At 68.6% G+C, this 18,148-nt stretch carries 16 protein-coding genes and 1 other RNA gene; 10 read left to right on the forward strand and 7 right to left on the reverse strand.

What is annotated here, in order from left to right; translation table 11 throughout:
* Positions 1-2: 2 nt before the first annotated feature.
* Entirely contained in the window at positions 3-1,244 is a 1,242-nt protein-coding gene (locus CXY76_RS18430; RefSeq protein WP_146073502.1) for a GAF domain-containing protein, read from the reverse strand.
* 103 nt (positions 1,245-1,347) lie between these two features.
* Here CXY76_RS18430 and CXY76_RS18435 point away from each other — a divergent pair, with 103 nt between their 5' ends.
* The 7 genes from CXY76_RS18435 to CXY76_RS18465 all read left to right on the forward strand — a co-directional run bounded on the left by CXY76_RS18435 (position 1,348) and on the right by CXY76_RS18465 (position 8,163).
* Entirely contained in the window at positions 1,348-2,577 is a 1,230-nt protein-coding gene (locus CXY76_RS18435) for a glycosyltransferase (RefSeq protein WP_104167057.1), read from the forward strand.
* Entirely contained in the window at positions 2,574-3,326 is a 753-nt protein-coding gene (locus CXY76_RS18440) for a PIG-L family deacetylase (RefSeq protein WP_233200026.1), read from the forward strand. The genes CXY76_RS18435 and CXY76_RS18440 overlap by 4 nt, the downstream gene beginning before the upstream one ends.
* Positions 3,326-4,186 carry a siderophore-interacting protein gene (locus CXY76_RS18445; protein ID WP_104167061.1) on the forward strand — a complete coding sequence of 287 codons (861 nt, stop codon included), beginning with the start codon at positions 3,326-3,328 and terminating at the stop codon, positions 4,184-4,186. The genes CXY76_RS18440 and CXY76_RS18445 overlap by 1 nt, the downstream gene beginning before the upstream one ends.
* A gap of 62 nt (positions 4,187-4,248) precedes the next feature.
* Entirely contained in the window at positions 4,249-5,211 is a 963-nt protein-coding gene (locus CXY76_RS18450) for an ABC transporter substrate-binding protein (protein WP_104167063.1), read from the forward strand.
* Between the two features lie 2 nt (positions 5,212-5,213).
* On the forward strand, positions 5,214-6,245 hold the full coding sequence (locus CXY76_RS18455; RefSeq protein WP_233200028.1) for an iron ABC transporter permease: 1,032 nt from the start codon (positions 5,214-5,216) through the stop codon (positions 6,243-6,245).
* Positions 6,242-7,288 carry an iron chelate uptake ABC transporter family permease subunit gene (locus tag CXY76_RS18460; protein ID WP_104167067.1) on the forward strand — a complete coding sequence of 349 codons (1,047 nt, stop codon included), beginning with the start codon at positions 6,242-6,244 and terminating at the stop codon, positions 7,286-7,288. Before CXY76_RS18455 ends, CXY76_RS18460 begins: the two co-directional genes overlap by 4 nt.
* Positions 7,285-8,163 (forward strand): ABC transporter ATP-binding protein, encoded by an 879-nt coding sequence (locus CXY76_RS18465; protein WP_104167069.1) that lies wholly within the window; start codon positions 7,285-7,287, stop codon positions 8,161-8,163. The genes CXY76_RS18460 and CXY76_RS18465 overlap by 4 nt, the downstream gene beginning before the upstream one ends.
* A gap of 2 nt (positions 8,164-8,165) precedes the next feature.
* On the opposite strand, the gene CXY76_RS18470 is transcribed toward CXY76_RS18465, so the two are convergent.
* Positions 8,166-9,314, reverse strand: a complete 1,149-nt coding sequence (locus CXY76_RS18470; protein ID WP_158253942.1) for a YbdK family carboxylate-amine ligase — start codon at positions 9,312-9,314, stop codon at positions 8,166-8,168.
* Between the two features lie 197 nt (positions 9,315-9,511).
* On the opposite strand from CXY76_RS18470, the gene CXY76_RS18475 reads away from it, so the two are divergent.
* Positions 9,512-10,348 (forward strand): class II glutamine amidotransferase, encoded by an 837-nt coding sequence (locus tag CXY76_RS18475; protein WP_104167073.1) that lies wholly within the window; start codon positions 9,512-9,514, stop codon positions 10,346-10,348.
* 83 nt (positions 10,349-10,431) lie between these two features.
* On the opposite strand, the gene ssrA is transcribed toward CXY76_RS18475, so the two are convergent.
* Positions 10,432-10,817, reverse strand: a transfer-messenger RNA (tmRNA) gene (gene ssrA, locus CXY76_RS18480).
* Positions 10,818-11,177: 360 nt separating this feature from the next.
* Here ssrA and CXY76_RS18485 point away from each other — a divergent pair.
* The gene (locus tag CXY76_RS18485) at positions 11,178-13,007 is read left to right on the forward strand and encodes an HNH endonuclease signature motif containing protein (protein ID WP_104167075.1); all 1,830 of its coding nucleotides are present in this window, start codon (positions 11,178-11,180) and stop codon (positions 13,005-13,007) included.
* 39 nt (positions 13,008-13,046) lie between these two features.
* On the opposite strand, the gene smpB is transcribed toward CXY76_RS18485, so the two are convergent.
* The 4 genes from smpB to prfB all read right to left on the reverse strand — a co-directional run bounded on the left by smpB (position 13,047) and on the right by prfB (position 16,869).
* Complete coding sequence (smpB, locus tag CXY76_RS18490; protein ID WP_104167077.1) at positions 13,047-13,523, reverse strand: SsrA-binding protein SmpB; 477 nt, start codon at positions 13,521-13,523, stop codon at positions 13,047-13,049.
* A 72-nt stretch (positions 13,524-13,595) separates the two neighbouring features.
* A complete protein-coding gene (ftsX, locus tag CXY76_RS18495) occupies positions 13,596-14,510 on the reverse strand; it encodes a permease-like cell division protein FtsX (RefSeq protein WP_104167079.1) in 915 nt (304 codons plus the stop codon).
* Positions 14,507-15,682 (reverse strand): cell division ATP-binding protein FtsE, encoded by a 1,176-nt coding sequence (ftsE, locus tag CXY76_RS18500; RefSeq protein WP_104167081.1) that lies wholly within the window; start codon positions 15,680-15,682, stop codon positions 14,507-14,509. Before ftsE ends, ftsX begins: the two co-directional genes overlap by 4 nt.
* 80 nt (positions 15,683-15,762) lie before the next feature.
* On the reverse strand, positions 15,763-16,869 hold the full coding sequence (gene prfB / locus CXY76_RS18505) for a peptide chain release factor 2 (RefSeq protein WP_088456692.1): 1,107 nt from the start codon (positions 16,867-16,869) through the stop codon (positions 15,763-15,765).
* Positions 16,870-16,910: 41 nt separating this feature from the next.
* Between prfB and CXY76_RS18510 the strand changes: the two genes are divergently transcribed.
* Positions 16,911-18,146, forward strand: a complete 1,236-nt coding sequence (locus CXY76_RS18510; RefSeq protein WP_104167083.1) for an MFS transporter — start codon at positions 16,911-16,913, stop codon at positions 18,144-18,146.
* Positions 18,147-18,148 lie beyond the last annotated feature (2 nt).

Consider the following 18,148-nt stretch of genomic DNA (forward strand, 5'->3'; position numbering starts at 1 on the left):
TCCTACGGCGTCGGAATGGCGGCGCCGGCCCACTGCCAGAGTTCGTTCTGCAGCAGCAACGCCAACTCGCGCAGCAGAACCACGTCAACTCCCTCCTGAGAGCGAGGGTTCTCGTCGTACACGCACAGGGCGCCGATGCGTTCGCCCGAGGGGGATTCAATCGGGAATCCGGCGTAGAAGCGCATCCTGGGGCCGGAGACGACCAGGGGGTTGTCCCGGAATCTGTCGTCCAGCAGCGCGTCGGGCACGACCAGGGCGGCCGGTTCGAGCACGGTGACGGTGCAGAACGACGCGCTGCGAGGAATCTCGGAGACCGCGAGGCCGACCGTCGACTTGTGCCACTGCCTGTCACCGTCGAGAACGGTGAAGGCGGCCGCGCTGGTGCCCAGTGACGAGCTGGCCAGCGCCACGATGCGGTCGAATCGCTCCTCCGGCGCGGTGTCGAGCAGGTTCAGCGCCATCAGCGCCCGGTGCCGCGCGGCCTCGATCTCCTCGGGCGTGCGGCCCTGATCCTCGCGTTCCGCTACCCCGTCGGCGCGTCGCAGGGGCTCCAGCGAGCCGGCCATCCGATCGGCCAGCACCTCCGCCCAAAAGTCATAGTCGCTCGCCGACCGAAATCGGCCGGAGGTGGCGACCGGCGTGCCCGGCAGTCCCACGAAGGTCAGCCGGTCGACGCCGGCACACACGTCCTCGCTCACGGCGTTGAGCCGCAGCGCCTGACGTCCGGCCAGCCGGCCCAACGGGCCGCTGAAGGCCGGCATCGACGCCAGCGGTGCGATCCCGGCGAGGAAGACCTCGGTGCCGAGGGAACTCGAGCGCTGGATCTGATTGACCAGGCTGCCGAGGTCCGTGCGCCAGGACCGCGTGGACGTGAGCCGGCCCGCATCGGCAATGCCGAGGGTGAGCACCACGGCGTCATAACGCCACAGGTTGGCGAAATCGATGTGTTCGGGCGCGGAGCGCGGCGTCATGCTCGACCGGCCGATCACATCGACATCCGCACCACGACCGGTGCGGGCCGTGAGCGCTCTGGCCAGTGCCCCCGGCAGGGCCAGGTTGTGGCTGAGTACGCCCCAGCCGATGGCCGGGCCACCGCCCACGATGAGGATGCGGTCGCTGTCGATGCCCGGCGAATGGGCCTGTGGGGCGTCGGCCGGCACCGGGATACCGCGGAACCTGCGCTCGAGAGTGGTCAGCCAGGCGAGCATCACGGGGACCATCGCGCACCGCAGAACTTCGCGCACGTGACCCTCCAACTCGATTCCGTTGGTACCGGACGGCCGCACGCAGACATTGCATACAACTGGCTCTCATCTTACGCATCCGCCGGTGTCATAAGATTCTGTAGTGTCCCCTGCTACAGATCCCCTGCGTATCGCCCTGGTTTCCCTGCACACCTCCCCCGGTGCCGAGCCCGGTTCGGGGGACGCCGGCGGTATGAATGTGGTGGTGCGGCACCAGGCCGAGGCCATGGCCGCCCTGGGTCATCACGTGGAGATCCTCACCCGTCGCTCCTCCCCCGAGATGCCCGCCGCCCGGCGTTTGGGCGCCGGTGTCACCCTGCGCTACCTCGACGCCGGACCGCTCCGCTCGGTGCCCAAGGGCGACCACGAGGGGTTCATCGACGAATTCCGCGCGCAGGCCGCCGAGCTCGGCCCGTGGGACGTCATCCACTCGCATCACTGGTTCTCCGGCATGGCGATGCTGCCCCTGGCCCGCGAGCTGGGCGTGCCGCACGTGCAGAGCTTCCACTCCATCGCCGCCGACGAGGCCACCCCGTTGTCGGCGGGCGAGCGCCCCGAGTCCGGCGGACGGATGGCCGGAGAAGCCTGGCTGGCCCGGGAATCCGACCTGATCGTAGCCGTGAGCGCCGCCGAGGCCGACACCGTCGTGCGGCGGCTCGGCGGGTCGATGGACCGCATCGCAATCGTGCCGCCCGGCGTGGACGGCTCTCTCTTCCACCCACTCACCGCCGTCGCAGCCGGAGCGCCCCGCCGGGCCACCGCTGACCGGGGCTACGCGGTGGTCGCCGGGCGCCTGCAGCCGCTCAAGGGCCTCGACCTGGCCATCGAGGCCATCGCCGCCGTGCCGGCTCACCTCAGGCCCGAGCTCGTGATCGCGGGTGACGCCTCGGCCGACTACGACGGCTACATCGACGAACTCACCAGGCTCGCCGCCCAGCATGGCATCAAGGACGGGGTGCGCTTCGTCGGGCCACGGTCCCGCGTCGACCTGGCGGCCCTGCTCCGCGGCGCCCGGGTGGTGCTGGTTCCCTCACACTCCGAGACCTTCGGTCTCGTGGCGCTGGAGGCCGCCGCCAGCGGTGTTCCCGTCGTCGCCCAGGGCACCGGCGGACTGCGCGAAGCCGTGCTCGACGGCGACACCGGGCTGCTCATCGAGTCGCGCGATCCGCAGGTCTGGGCGGATGCGCTCACCGACGTGCTCTCGGACCCCGCCTTGGCCCGGCGCCTGTCGCTGGCGGCCCGCGCGCGCGCCGAGACCTTCGACTGGCCGCGCTCGGCCGCGTCCCTGCTCGACGTCTACTGCGCCCTGCTGCCGGTACCGGTCTGCGCGTGAGCCTGCTCGACGGCCGGCGGTCGGTGCTGTTCGTGCACGCCCACCCCGACGACGAGACCATCTCCACCGGCGCGCTCATCGCCGAGTTCGTCGCCAGGGGCAGCCGGGTGTTCCTGCTCACCTGTTCACGTGGTGAACGCGGCGAGGTCGTCGACGGGCCGCTCACGGCACTGGCCGGCACCGAGGAACTGGCTCTGGAACGGGACCGGGAGCTCGAACGGGCCGCGGGCATTCTGGGGATCACCGAACGGTTCTGGCTCGGTGAGCCACCCGCCAGGGTCGACGGCCTCGAGCCCCGCCGTTACCGCGACTCCGGCATGGTGTGGATTCGCCCCGGCCTGGCCGGGCCGGCGGACGACGCCGCCGACGACGCCCTCTCGGTGGCCCCGCTGGCGGAAGTCACCGCCGATGTCGCGGCCCTGATCATGGGGCTGCGGCCGGCCCTCGTGGTCAGCTACGACGACGGCGGTGGTTACGGTCATCCAGACCACGTGCGTGCCCACGATGCCGCCCGCGCAGCGTGCGCCGTCACCGGCACCGCCTTCGCCGAGGTGCTGGAGGCTCCCACCCCCGGCGGCGAATGGTTCGACCTGCCTCAGCACCTCACCGTTGTGACGGATGCGCTGCGCGCGCACGCGAGCCAGCTCACCGTGCACGGCACCGAAATCGTGCACTCCGGCGGCCAGCGCGAGGCGATCGGCACCTCGGTCGGGCTGCGGCTGTGGCCCGGCAGCGCCTCCGACGCGTAATGCCGGCCCCCTTCCACTCCTCGGCCAACGCGCTCTTCGACACCGAGGTGCGGCAGGTCCGCCGGCTCTCCCCCGGCTTCCTGCGCATCACGCTGACGGGCGCCCACCTCAATCGGTTCGCGGCGCACGGCCTCGACCAGCGCATCAAGATCCTGGTGCCGGCCGGCCCGTACCCGGCCGCCTTCGCCGACGAGCAGCTGCACGAATCGGAGTGGCGCCGGCGCTGGCGGGACCTCCCGGCCGCTGACCGGCCGGCGCTCCGCAGCTACACGACCAGCGCGGTGCGACCGGATCAGCGCGAGGTCGACCTCGACTTCTACGTGCACGCCAGGCCCGGCCCGGCAAGCGCCTGGGCCGTGTCCGCCAGGGCGGGCCAGCGGCTGCTCGTCTCCGGGCCCAGCAGCAGGCTGAGCGAGAATCGGCACGGAATCCAATGGTCGCCCGGAGTGGCCACCCGGGTGCTGCTGGCCGGCGACGAGACCGCGTTTCCCGCCATCCGCGGCATCGTCTCCGCCATGCACCCCTTGGTCAGGGCCACGATATTTCTGGAAGCCGGTGATCCGATGGACGCCGCCTGGCTCACCCGCGACCTCCAGAGTCACGCCGTGACCGTGCACCGGCGCGGCTCGACCGACGAGGGGTCTGCGCTCCTGCGGCCCGTCGAGGTGTGGAGCCGTGGCGCGGGAGCCGGCGCATCCGCAATGGGTGACGACTTCTATGCCTGGCTGGCCACGGAAAGCAGCCAGGTCGCCCAGCTGCGCGACCTGCTCCATCGGACCGGGATCACCCCGGAGCGGGTACACGCCCAGGGCTACTGGAACGACCGTGCGCGGGACGCCCCGACCGGGTCGGGAACTTAGGACAGGCTAAGCTAACCATTCGCGATAGTCATCGCCATCTCCCCTGTCGAAAGGACGCCCTCGTGCGCCTGCCCCTTTCCCCGCACCGGTCACGACGATTCCTCGCCGCGCTCGCCCTGCCCGTTGTCGTGGCGTTCGCCGTGACCGGATGCACCGCGACGACATCACCCTCGGCGGGTGCTTCGGACACCCCGTCGACGGCGGACGCCGGCACCCATCTCGTCGAGCACGCGCGCGGCGAGACCGAGGTTCCCAACACCGTGCAGCGGGTCGTGGTGCTGGAGCCTGTGCAGCTGGACACCACCGTGGCGCTCGGCGTCATCCCGGTCGGCGCGGCCGTGTTGAACGAAGCGGCGGGTGTGCCGGCCTACCTCGGCGACGCCGCGGCGGGGATCGCCACGGTGGGAACCGTGCCGGAACCGTCGATCGAGAAGATCGCGGCGCTGAAGCCGGACCTTATCCTCGGCACGGAGTCGCGCCACTCCGCGCTCTACGACCAGCTCTCGTCCATCGCGCCGACGGTGTTCATGGCCAGCCAGACCGACCCGTGGACCGACAACGTCGCCCTGGTTGCCCGCGCGCTCGGCGACGAAGCGGGCGCCGACAGGCTCCTCGCCGAGTACGACGACCGCTGCGCCGAAATCGCCGAGACCTATGACACGTCGGGCATGACCGCCCAGTTCGTGCGCCCGCGTGACGGCATCCTCACCCTGTACGGACCCACCTCATTCGCCGGGAGCACTCTCGAGTGCGCCGGGTTGACCATCCCTGACCGCGACTGGGAGGAGTCGATCTCGGTTGACATCTCCCCCGAACGCGTGCTCGAGGCCCAGGCCGACCTGGTTCTCGTATCGGCGACCGACGTGACCGACGACACCCTCGTGCCCGACTCGATCCGAACCAACACGGCATCCTTCCCCGGGCTGAACGTCGTTGACCAGTCATTCTGGATCACCGGCGTCGGACCGCTCGGCGGCATGACGGTGCTCGACGACATCGACCGCATCCTGGCCGGTTCGAAATAGCCGTGGGGACCATTGTCGCGCCGGCGGTTCGGGTGGGCCGAGGGACCACCCGGGCGGCCTGGATCGGCGCGGCAGTGGTCGGGCTCCTCGTCGCCGTGGCGCTCTCGGTGGTCGTCGGCGCCAATCCGATGGCCCCGGGCACGGTGCTCGACACCGTCCTCGGGGGCGGCACCGCCGAGTCCCGATTTGTGGTCTGGGACCAGCGGATACCGCGCACGGCGGCCGGACTCGTGGTGGGCGCAGCGCTCGGCGTCGCCGGCGCGCTCATGCAGGCCTTCACCCGCAACCCGCTCGCCGACCCCGGAATCCTGGGCGTCAACGCGGGCGCCGCGTTTGTCGTGGCCGTCGGCATCACCTTCTTCGGGGTGACCAGCCCGCTCGGTCACGTCTGGCTCGCCTGCGCCGGGGCGCTCGTTCTCACGGTCGCGGCCTACGCGATCGGTTCGGCCGGCGGCCAGGCGGCCGGTCCCGTGCGGTTGACGGTGACCGGCGTGGCGATCGGCGCCGTCTTCGCCGGGCTCACCACGGGGCTCACCCTCACCCACCCCGACGCCTTCGACCGGATGCGCGGCTGGAGCGCCGGGAGCCTGCTGGAACGCGGATTCGACGTGGTGCTGCCGGTGCTTCCGCTCGTGCTGGTGGGCCTGGCCCTGGCGCTGGGCGCCGCGTCCGGGCTCAACTCGATAGCGCTCGGGTCCGACGTGGCCCGGTCCCAGGGCGTCAGCGTGCGGCGCATCCAGCTGGTCGTGCTCGCGGCGGTCACGCTGCTGGCCGGCAGCGCCACCGCCGTGGCCGGGCCCCTCGTGTTCGTCGGCCTGGTCGTGCCGCACCTGGTGCGGTGGACCCTCGGCACCGACCAGCGGCACATCGTGCTCGGCTCGATGCTGCTGGGCCCGGTGCTCGTGCTGCTCTCCGACGTGCTCGGCCGCATTGCGGTGCTCCCGAGCGAGATGCCCGTCGGCGTCGTGACGGCTTTCGCGGGCGCCCCGGTGCTGATCGCGCTGGTGCGCCGCCGAACGGTGACCGCGCTGTGAGCGCCCTCGACGTCGGGCGACGGCGTGTGGTGGTGGGTATCCGGGGCCTCAGTATCGTCATCGGGCTGCGCTCCGCCCTGGTCGGTGCGGTGGTTGCCCTGGCCACGGTGTTCCTCGCGCTGCTCGCCCTGGCCTTGGGCGACTTCCCGATGACGCTGGCCGAGGTCGTCGGAGTCTTCACCGGCCAGGTCGACGCTCTGCCGCGCATAGTGGTGCTGGAGTGGCGGCTGCCGCGCGCAATCGCCGCCGTGCTGTTCGGTGCCGCCCTGGCTGTGGCCGGCGCCATTTTTCAGACCGTCACCCGCAACCCACTGGCGAGCCCCGACATCATCGGACTGGCGAACGGATCCTTCACCGGAATGCTCGTCGCCCTCCTCATGCTCGGCGGCAGCTGGCCGTTGCTCACCGCCGGATCCTTGATCGGCGGCCTGGTGGCGGCCGTCGTCATCTACCTGCTCGCCTACCGCGGCGGACTGCACGGCTTCCGTTTCATCGTGGTGGGCATCGGCATCTCGGCCATGCTCGCCTCGGTCAACACCTGGATGCTGCTGCGGGTGGAACTGGAGACCGCCCTCTTCGCGTCGGCCTGGGGTGCCGGCACCCTGAACAGCGTCACCGCCGCGACAGCGGTGCCGGCGGGAATCTGCATCGTGGTGCTGCTGGCGCTGCTGCCCCTGGTCACGCCCGCCGTACGGCAACTCGACCTCGGCGACGACGCCGCATCCGCCACCGGGGTGGCCGTGGGACGGGCCCGGCTCGCCGCAATCGCCCTCGCCGTGTGCCTGGTGAGCGTGGTCACTGCCGTCGCCGGGCCGATCGCCTTCGTGGCACTCGCCGCACCCCAGATCACCCGCCGCCTCACCAGGTCCCCCGGCATCCCCTTCGTCACGACCGGGGTCGTCGGCGGGGCGTTGCTGCTCGGCTCCGACCTGATCGCCCAGCATGTGGTGCCCCTGACCGTGCCCGTGGGGGTGGTGACCGTCGTTCTCGGCGGCGGCTACCTCGTCTGGCTCCTCATCCACGAATCCAGGAGAAGAGCATGAGCTCACCAACCGGCCCTCCCGACTCGCCCCTACAGGCCGTCGGCCTCGGCGTGCGGTACGACCGCCGCAGCGTCATCGACGACCTGAGCGTCGCGGTGCCGCCCGGATCATTCACCGTGATCATCGGGCCCAACGCCTGCGGCAAGTCCACGCTGCTGCGCGCCGCGGCCGGGCTGCTGCCCGCGTCGGCGGGAACCGTGTTGCTCGACGGCCGGGACATCGCGTTGTACTCGGCAAAGGACACGGCCCGCCGCCTCGGCCTGTTGCCGCAGGGCGCCGTGTCGCCGGAGGGCATCACCGTGGCCGAGCTGGTCGCCCGCGGTCGCTACGCCCACCAGCGCCTGTTGCGCCAGTGGTCCGCAGCCGACGAGTCGGCCGTGACGGATGCGCTTCGGGTCACCAATGTCGCCGACCTGGCGACCCGGCCCGTGGACGAGCTCTCCGGCGGACAGCGGCAACGCGTGTGGATTGCCATGGTCCTCGCCCAGCAGACGCCGCTGATCCTGCTCGACGAGCCCACCACGTACCTCGACATCGCGCACCAGATCGAGGTGCTCAACCTGCTCCACGACCTCAACGGCCAAGGCCGCACCATCGTGGCCGTGCTCCACGACCTCAACCATGCCGCGCGGTACGCCTCCAACATCATCGCCATGCAGGACGGCCGAATCGTTGCCCAAGGCCCTCCCCGCACGACCATCACCGCCGAGCTGGTCGCCGAGGTCTTCGGGTTGGCCAATGTCGTCATCAGCGACCCGCTCACCGGCACACCCCTCGTGGTGCCCGCTGACACCCGGCTGCCGCATCCGGTCGCCACCGGGGCCAGCTCGTCGTCAGGTTCGCGCGCAGGTTCGCGGGCAGAACAGACGATCTAGGGTCAGCCGAGGACCGCTCCCGCGGCCACCGTGACCCACTCGTCGCCCCGAACCGGGCTCATTGTTCTGGTGAGCAGTCGCCGCAGTTCCGGCCGTCCGCCCCGCTGGAAGGCGGCACGCTGCTGCGCCGCACCGGTGCCCTCGACCCGCAGGCGCGCCTTCGCCTCTCGCGCCAACTCGGCGTCGCCCAACTCGACGAGCTCGGGCTCGAGCATCCGCACGAATCGGCGGAGGCACGCGTGCGCCGGGGCCAGCCCGCCGCGCAGCGGATCAAAGACCTGCTGGCCCATCCCGTGATGGGCCGAGTGCAGCAAGGCAGCGGAGAGAAGTTCGGACGGCATCTGGGCGGACGCGGTCGCGGCGGCGGCCTGCGCGTCCGGCGCCCCGAGCGAATGCGCCACGAACGCGCGGCAGAGTGCGGTGATGAACAGCGTGGTCTGCGCGCTCAGCTGCGCGTCGGCCACCCGGAACTCGATCGTGGGCAGGTGCTCCGACAGCCGCACATCCCACATGATCACACCCAGGTCGACGGTGCCGCCGATGCCCAGCAGCCGCGCTATCCGCCGGTCGTAGTCCGCGGCGTCGAGGAACGCCGGCGGGCAGCCCGAGGTCGTCCACCGGCGCAGCAAAACCGTGCGCCAGCTGTCATGCCCGGTGTCCTGCCCTCGCCACATCGGCGAGTTCGAGGCTATGGCCGTGAAGAGCGGCAACCAGGGCCGCACCGCATTCAGGACGATCACCCCCGCCTCCCGGCTCGGGATGCCGACGTGCACGTGCAGTCCGCTCACCTGGTGGTCGGCGATCACGGCGTCCATGGTACGCACGATGCGTTGGTAGCGCTCCGTGTCGGTGATCGAGGGGAACGGCGTCGTGTCGGGCGGGGTGCCGATACTCGCCACCATCACACCGAGTTCGGCCGCTTGCTCAGCGACCGCGCGTCGGAAGCCCGTCACGGCAGTGTGGGCGTCGTCCATCTGCTCGAACACCGCCGAGGCATGCTCGATCTGCGAGGCCAGGAACTCCCGGTGCGTCACATCGCGCCACTGGGGCATCGCGGACAGGCGCGCGAATACCTGGGCGCCCACGTCCACTGGGAACAGGGTGTCAGGATCGAGGAATTGGAACTCTTCTTCGATGCCGAAGGTAGCCACGATGACCTCTCCCGTCGCCGTCGGATCACGACAGTGTGAACCGTCTGCGACGAGTGTGGCCTCTCCCCGCATGGGGGTCAAGGGCCTTCCATGGGGGTCTGCGGCACCGTGTTGCGGGTTCCGGGCCGTCCGCCGCGGACAGGTGCACAATGGTCGCGTGCGCGCCACCGCGGCCGTGCCGGATGGGAGAAGGACGAATGTGCAGATGGCTGGCGTACCTCGGGGAACCACTGCGTCCCTCGACGATCGTGCTTGACGCCAAGCACTCGATCGTCGCGCAATCACTGAACTCTCCCCTCGGGGCCGAGACCGTGAACGGTGACGGCTTCGGCTTCGGCTGGTATCCAACGGGCGCCCCGCAGGGCACCGAACCGGCGCTCTTCCACAGCATCGAACCCGCCTGGAACGACGCGAACCTGCGAGAACTCACCCGGTCGATCACCAGCCCGCTCTTCTTCACCCACGTTCGCGCGGCAACCGCACCGCCGATCCAGCAGACGAACTGTCACCCGTATCGCTATGAGAACTGGATGTTCATGCACAACGGTGCCATCGCGGGGTGGCGCGAGCTCAGGCGCGACCTGACGATGGCGATCGACCCGTCGCTGTACCCGAACGTGCTCGGCACAACTGACTCCGAGGTGCTCTTTCATCTGGCGCTGACCTATGGTCTCCGCGACGACCCGATCGACGCCATCGGGCGCGCCATCCGCACCGTCGAGTCTGTCGGCCACGACCACGATGTGCGTCTTCCCTGGCAGGGCACCATCGCCGTCTCGGACGGAGCCACCCTGTGGGCCTTCCGCTACTCGTCCCAGGGACGCACGCGGTCGCTGTTTCATTCGGCGGACATCCCCGCACTGCGCCAGATGTACCCCGACCAGGAGCGACTGGCCACGTTCGGCGACAATGCGAAGGTCGTGGTCTCGGAACCGCTCAACGATCTGCCCGGCGCCTTCGTGGAGGTGCCGGAGTCGTCCGCACTCATCCTCGACCTGGACGGGTACCGGCATCAGCCCTTCCTGGCCGACTGAGCGCATCCTGCTACACAAAACGCCACCTCGAGGGGTGGCGTTTGTGTTGGAGATGGCAGTCAACAGCGTGTGGCAACAACCAATGGTGGAGATGCGGGGAATTGAACCCCGGTCCATTGCTGTGGTCATGTTTCTTCTACGGGTGTATCCAGTGAAGACGTTCTACTCGGCTCCGGAACTTGCCACTGGCAGCTGATCCGACGAGCCCAGCCCTCGTTTAAGTCCCCCTATACCCCGAGGCTCAGGATAGGAGCAATCTCTCTAAATGACGTCAGGATCCGGGTAGAGAGCATTCCCGGTCTGACGGTCTCAATGTGGTTCTACTTAGGCCGCGAGGGCGAAAGCGGAACGCGAGACAGTGCGGTTTGAATTGGCACTTATTGTTTTGCAGAGATCGTTAACGAGTTAACCCTGCATCCTCGACCCGCTTCTCACAGTTACGCAGGCAATGTCGAAACCGATCATCCCCATGTTCACGTGCTGCTGACTCGCAATGAGCGGCGCAGAACGCGGTTGTTGTCACACGCTGTTGAGTTACCAATCCTGTTTCCAGAACCGCAGTGGCGAACATTGCAGCTCACCACTACGGCCTTTCAGGATACAACACTTTCGGCCCGGCCCGTTAGCGACGGATGCCGGACGCACCCACCTCCGCTGGTCGAGCCTGTCGAGACCCCGCACGCCGTCCTAAGGAACGCGCCCATTCCGCTGGTCGAGCTTGTCGAGACCCGCGAGCAATCCTCTTTGTGGCGAAAAGACTTTCTATAGTCGTTCCAGGAATTGCTGACATTTCCTCGCATAAAGTTCCGATTCGTGAGAGAATGAGGCTATGGACGACGAGCTGGTTGGCTCCACCGCACCGACGGGAACTCCTCCCACCGGTTCGACTCTCCACGATTGGAACACCGGCCTGGCCGGCCCAGCGCCGGATATCGCCGGCCCGCAGGCCGCCAGCCCAAGAGGCAGCACCGACACCGAACCCGACCCTGAAACCGGCGCCGCCGGAGGTGCTCAGGGCCGCGCTCGGCGCCGTGGTTCACGCGGCACCCACCCCGGTCAGCCGCGTAGCGGCCCGAGCGAGGGGCAGCCCGAGTGGCGGGATCCGGCCGAGCTGCCCGGGGTCCAACGCGCCCACACCGGCGCCTTCGGCGACAAGCTCCGGGTCCTCGAGGACGCCGCGGGCATGGTGCAGACCGTGCTGGAGTCGATCGACCTCGACGCGCTCAGCGACGCCGAGGTGGTGGCCTTCACCCAGATGGTCGAACACGCCGGCCGCCCGGTGGATGCGGCCCGGGTCGGCGCGGCGACCGTTGTGGGCTACCGGTCGCGACCCGGGTTGGGCCGGGACTCGATGGCCTGGCGGTTGGGTGCGTCGCACCAGAGCGACCTGCTCGTCCGGCTGACCCTGGCGTCGCGGCAGGAGATGAAACGGCGGCTGGCGTTGGGTGAGAAGGTGGCGCCGAGGGTGCTGGGTGGCCAGGTGCTCGAGCCGGAATTCCCCGCGGTTGCCGCCGCGCTGAAAGCCGGCGAGCTTGGGGTGGATGCGGCTGAGGCCATCGTGAAAGGGCTCACCGACTACAAGGTGCACGGCCATTTTGACGCCGACCAGGCCGACGTCGAATCGGCCGAGGTCAACCTCGTCGAGCGGGCGACAGGGTCGGTCTTCGACCGCATCCCCGGACCCGGCGACACCGGCACCGGGATCGCGGGCGGTGGGAGCCGGTCCGGGTGCACCGGTCCGATCCGTCGGCTCCGCGACTCGGACGGGTTCACCTACCCGGCCGATGACCTCCGTCCCATGGCCGTGCGGATGCAGGCATTGCTCAACCCCGACGGTCTCGCCCCGAACGCGACCAAACTGGAAGCCAAATCCACCATCTCCTTCGGCGAGCTCAGCAGGGGCCTCTACCCGCTGCGGGGTGGCGTGACACCGGACCTCAAGGGTGTGATCCAGAACCTGTTCAACACCTTCCAGTCCGCCCGCTCCGCACCCCGGTTCCCGTCCGCGGAGGTACAGCAACGCATCGAGGCCGGTGAACTCGTGCCCGGCGAACTGATCGACGAACGCACCGGCGGCGAGAAGCGCGCCGACATCCTCCGCGGCATCCTGGTGCAGGTGGCGCAGGATCCCCGCACTCCGACCCTGGGCGGCACACCCCCGGCGGTGATGGTGCACGTGAACGCGGCCGACCTCCTCCGGCAGTCCGGTGTCGGCTGGATCGACGGGGTCGACGGGCCGATCTCGATGAAGACAATCAACCAGATGATCGACAACGGCGGCTTCCAACCCATCTTCTTCGGCGGAAACGGCGCCGTCCTCGGGCTGGGCTCCAAGGCCCGCTGTTTCACCCCGATGCAACGCAAAATGATCACAGCCCGCGACGGCGGCTGCATCATCCCCGGCTGCGACTGCCCACCGCAATGGACCGAGGTGCACCATGTCATTCCCTGGCAGACCGGCGGCAAGACCAACGTGAGCAACGGGGTACTGCTGTGCTGGTACCACCACCACACCATCGACAGCGGCGGGTGGAAGATCCGGATGGTGGCCGGGATGCCACAGGTGCAGGCCCCGCACTGGGTCGACCCCACCGGGAGGTGGCGCACCCCCGAAAAGCACCGGACGCACGATCCCCAGACCCGAAGACAAGACGAGTAGCCGCAGTGTGCGCTGTCGACTCGGCTCGGTTCGGTTCAGCTAGTCGCCGAGGTTACGGCGGGCGGAGATGGCGCGGTCCGACTCGCGCTTGTCCTGGCGCTCGCGCAGGGTCTGACGCTTGTCGAATTCCTTCTTGCCCTTGGCCACCGCGATCTCGACCTTGGCCTTGCCGTCGCTGAAATAGATCTTCAGCGGGATGAGGGTGTAGCCACCCTCTTTGGTCTTGTGGCTGATCTTGATGATCTCCGCCTTGTGCAGCAGCAGCTTGCGCTTGCGACGGGGCGGGTGATTCGTCCAGGTGCCGGCGGTGTACTCCGGGATGTGCACGGCGTCCAGCCACGCCTCACCGGACTCGATGAACGCGTAGCCGTCGACGAGGGACGCCCGCCCGGCCCGCAGGGACTTCACCTCGGTGCCGCTGAGCACCATTCCGGCCTCGTACGTATCCTCGATGAGGTAGTCGTGGCGCGCCTTGCGATTGGTCGCGACGACCTTCTCGCCTTTTTCCCTGGGCACGGCATTCTCCTCGATCGGTTCAGTGAATCGGCCCGGCAACCGCCGGGCAGCCCATCAGTCTAGTGGATCTGATCAGACCTTCAGATAGCGGGTGATCGCGAAGTTGGCCGACGCCGCGGCCAGCGCCGCGCCGAGCACCAGCAGGATCGGCACCACGGTGAACGCATCGTCGAGGCCGACCAGGGCGAATCCGGTGAGACTGACACCCAGATAGCCCTGCACGAAGTAGTGCACGATCGCCACGATCGCACCACCGGCCAGCAGCGAGCCCAGCAGCGCCGCGAACACACCCTCGAGGATGAACGGCGTTTGAATGAACCGGTTCGACGCACCCACCAGCCGCATGATGCCCAGCTCCTTGCGTCTGGAGAACGCCGAGAGCCGAATGGTCGTGGCGATCAGCAGGGCCGCCGCCACGAGCATCAACGACGCGATGCCGATGGCGGTGTAGCTGGCCACATTCAGCACCGAGAAGATCTGATCGAGGTACTTGCGTTGATCGGCGACATTCTCCACCCCGGCGACGCCGGACAGGCTCTCGACCAGCACCTCGGAGTCCTCGGGGTTGTTGAGGTTGACCCAGAAGGTCTGGTTGAGCTGCTCGGCCGTCACATAGTCGGCCACGGGGTTGCCCGCGAACTGCGTCTTGAAGTTCTCGAACGCCTGCTCGTGCGTCTCGAAGTAGTACTTGTCGATGAAGGTCGCCAGAGTCGGGGACTCCAGCTGCGCCTCCACCGAGTCGATCTGCTCCTGGGACGCCTCCCCCGCCGTGCAGGTCTCCCCCGGCGAGATGGCGGTGCACATGTAAATGCCCACCTGTGCACGGTCGTACCAGAAGTTCTTCATCTGGCCGATCTGCATCTGCATCAGGATCGCCGCACCGACGAAGGTGAGCGAGATGAACGTGACCAGCACGACCGATACGACCATGGAGGCGTTGCGGCGCAGGCCGTTGGATGCTTCGGAAAGCACAAGTCCGAGTCTCATCGGGTGGGTCCTACGTTCTGCTCACTGGTGGGGTCGGCCTTCTCGCCCGGAGCCCGCAGGCCGAGCTTCTCGGCCAGGGTGAGCTGTTCTGGTTCGTCGTGCTGGGTGACCGGAAGCACCGGCCTGGACATTGTGGAGGTCGGCGGCTCAACCGGCGCCTGTTCGGGCTCGGACCGGTCAGCATCCGGCTGGCGGTCAACCGCCGCGGGCTGCTCGGCAACGACCGGGACCGGGACCGGCGGGGTGGGAACCACGACCGCAACGGGCTCGGCCAGTTCGATGACCGGGGCCGGTTCGGGCGTCGGCTCCACCGACGGGGCGGTGTTCACTGCAACGGCTGCGGCCTCGACCTCGGCCGATGCCACCTCCTGAGGCAGCACGTCCGGCGCGGGATGGGTCAGCGGCTCGGCCGGAGCCGCACCCGTGGTCGGCATCCGCGACGACCGCGACGCGGCCCGCTCGCCGGGTGGCAGCACCATGGGGATGGCCGCCGTGGCGTAGCCGCCCTGACGCTCGTCACGAACGATCTGCCCCGCGGCGAGTTCGATCACGCGGCGCTTCATCTTGTCGACGATGCCGGCCTCGTGGGTGGCCATGATCACGGTGGTGCCGCCGGCGTTGATCCGGGCCAGCAGCGACATGATCTCGGCGCTGGTGGTGGGGTCGAGGTTTCCGGTCGGCTCGTCGGCGAGAACGATCTGCGGTTTGTTCACGATCGCGCGGGCGATCGCCACGCGCTGCTGCTCACCACCGGAGAGTTCGTGCGGCAGACGCTGCGCCTTTTCGGCCAGGCCCACCATCTGCAGGGTGTCAGGCACGGCCTCCTGGATGTACCCACGGGACTTACCGATGACCTGCAGGCTGAACGCGACGTTGTCGTAGACGGTCTTGTTCGGCAGCAGACGGAAGTCCTGGAAGACCACCCCGAGGTTGCGACGGAAGTAGGGCACCTTGCGGTTGGAGATGGAGCGCAGGTCCTGGCCGAGCACGTGAATGCTTCCGCTGGACGGCTTCTCCTCCTTCAACATCAGGCGAAGGCAGCTCGACTTTCCCGAGCCCGAAGCTCCGACCAGGAAGACAAACTCGCCGCGAAGAATTTCGACGTCGATTGAGTTCAGGGCCGGTCGGTTCGTACCGGGATATTTCTTGGTGATGTGATCAAATCGGATCATGGCGTTTCGAGCCTAGGCAGCCATCCGGGATTTACCTACTTGCGACATGCCTCAAGCAGCAAGTCCAAAGGTTCGCGGCCCTAGTCGGTGGGGGTCTTGCGCCAGCGGATGCCCGCGGCGATGAATCCGTCGAGGTCACCGTCGAAGACGTTGGACGGGTTGTTGACCTCGTACTCGGTGCGCAGGTCCTTGACCATCTGGTACGGCGCGAGCACATAGCTGCGCATCTGGTCGCCCCAGCTGGCGGTGATGATGCCGGCGAATTCCTTCTTGGTGGCCGCCTCCTGCTCACGCTGCAGCAGCAGCAGCCGCGACGCCAGCACCCGCATCGCCGCCGCACGGTTCTGGATCTGGCTCTTCTCGTTCTGGCAGCTCACCACCAGGCCGGTGGGCAGGTGGGTGATGCGCACGGCGGAGTCGGTGGTGTTCACCGACTGGCCGCCGGGGCCGCTGGAGCGGAACACGTCCACGCGGATGTCGTTGTCGGGGATCTCCACGGCCTCGGCCTGGGCGATCAGCGGAACCACCTCGACGGCGGCGAAGGAGGTCTGGCGCTTGCCGGCGGAGTTGAACGGGCTCATCCGAACCAGGCGGTGCGTGCCGGCCTCGACGCTGAGGGTGCCGAACGCGTACGGCGCGTTCACCTCGAACGTGGCGGACTTGATGCCGGCCTCTTCGGCGTAGCTCACGTCGAGCACGTTGGTGGTGTAGTCGTGCTGCTCGGCCCAGCGCAGGTACATGCGCAGGAGCATCTCGGCGAAGTCGGCGGCGTCCACGCCACCGGCCCCGGCCCGGATGGTGATCACGGCCGGGTTCGGGTCGAACTCGCCGTTGAGCAGGGTGTGCACCTCGAGGTCGCCGAGCACCTTCTGCACGCTGCGCAGTTCGGCCGTGGCTTCATCGGCCGATTCCTGGTCGCCCTCGGCGTTGGCCAGCTCCACCAGCACCTCGAGGTCGTCGAGACGCGACTCGATGCTGTCGATGCGTTTGAGCTCCGACTGGCGGTGGCTGAGCTCGCTGGTCACCTTCTGGGCGTGCTCGGAGTCATTCCACAGGTCGGGGGCACCCGCCTGGTCGCTCAGCTCGGCAATGTCCAGCTTCAGCCTGTCGATGTCGATCACCGACCGGATGTCGTCAAACGTGGCCCGCAGCGCGGCGATCTGCTCAGAGAAATCCAGCTCAATCATTGTGGAATCCAGCCTACCGGGCGAGAGGTAACATCGAACGGATGAGCACCGAGCGCCCCTTCAGCCTCCGGGGAGTGGCTCTGGCCGCGTTCCTGCCCACGCTGCTCTTCTCGATCGGCGAGGGTGCGATGATCCCGCTGATCCCCCTGGTGGCCGACGGTCTCGGCGCGTCGCTGGCCTTCGCCGGCTTCATCGCGGCCATGGTCATGGTCGGTGAACTCGTCGGCGACATCCCCAGCGGCGCGGTGGTGTCCCGCATCGGCGAACGCAACTCGATGATCGGGGCGTCGCTGCTGGCGATCATCGCCGTGCTGGTCTGCATCATCGCCCCCAACCCGATCGTCCTGCTGGTGGGCATCTTCCTGATCGGCCTGGCCACGGCCGTGTTCGCGCTGGCCCGGCACGCCTTCATGACCAGCTACGTGCCCGTGGCCTACCGGGCCAGGGCACTGTCGACCCTCGGCGGCGTCTTCCGGGCCGGCTGGTTCGTCGGCCCGTTCCTCGCGGCCGGGGTCATCCACCTCACCGGCAGCACCACCGCCGTCTTCTGGGTGTTCATCGTCTGCTGTGTGGCCGCCGCCCTCGTGCTCATGCTGCTGCCGGATCCGACGATCACCTTCGCGAAGACCACTCCCACCACCGCCGCCGTGGAGACCGCGGGCCTGTTCAGCACCATCTGGCGTTACCGGGGTGTGCTGCTGCGGCTGGGCACCGGCGCGGGACTGGTCGGTGCGATGCGGGCCACCCGCACGGTGCTTCTGCCGCTCTGGGCGGTCAGCATCGGCATCAACGAACCCGACACCGCACTCATCATCGGCATCGCCGGTGGTATCGACTTCGCGCTGTTCTACGCCAGCGGCCAGATCATGGACCGGTTCGGGCGCATGTGGACCGCGATCCCGTCGATGATCGGGCTGGGGGTGGGCCTGCTCGCCCTCGCTTTCACCCACGACCTGCCGGAGAATGTGGCGTGGTTCATCGCCGTGGCCATGTTCCTGTCCCTGGCCAACGGGATCGGCAGCGGCCTGCTGATGACCCTGGGCGCCGACCTGGCACCGGCCGGCGGCCCGGCCCCGTTCCTGGGCGCGTGGCGGTTCACGGCCGACTTCGGCAGCGCCGCCGCTCCCCTGGCCGTCGCCGGCATCACCGCGGTGATCTCGCTGTCAGTGGCCAGCGGTGTGATGGGGGTCGTGGGCCTGGTCGGTGCCGGCGTCCTCTGGCGTTACATTCCGCGATACGCACCGCGCCACCCCCGATTCACCCCAAGAGAGAGATAGCT

The organism is Cryobacterium sp. N22, assembly GCF_002929555.1.
GTDB lineage: Bacteria > Actinomycetota > Actinomycetes > Actinomycetales > Microbacteriaceae > Cryobacterium.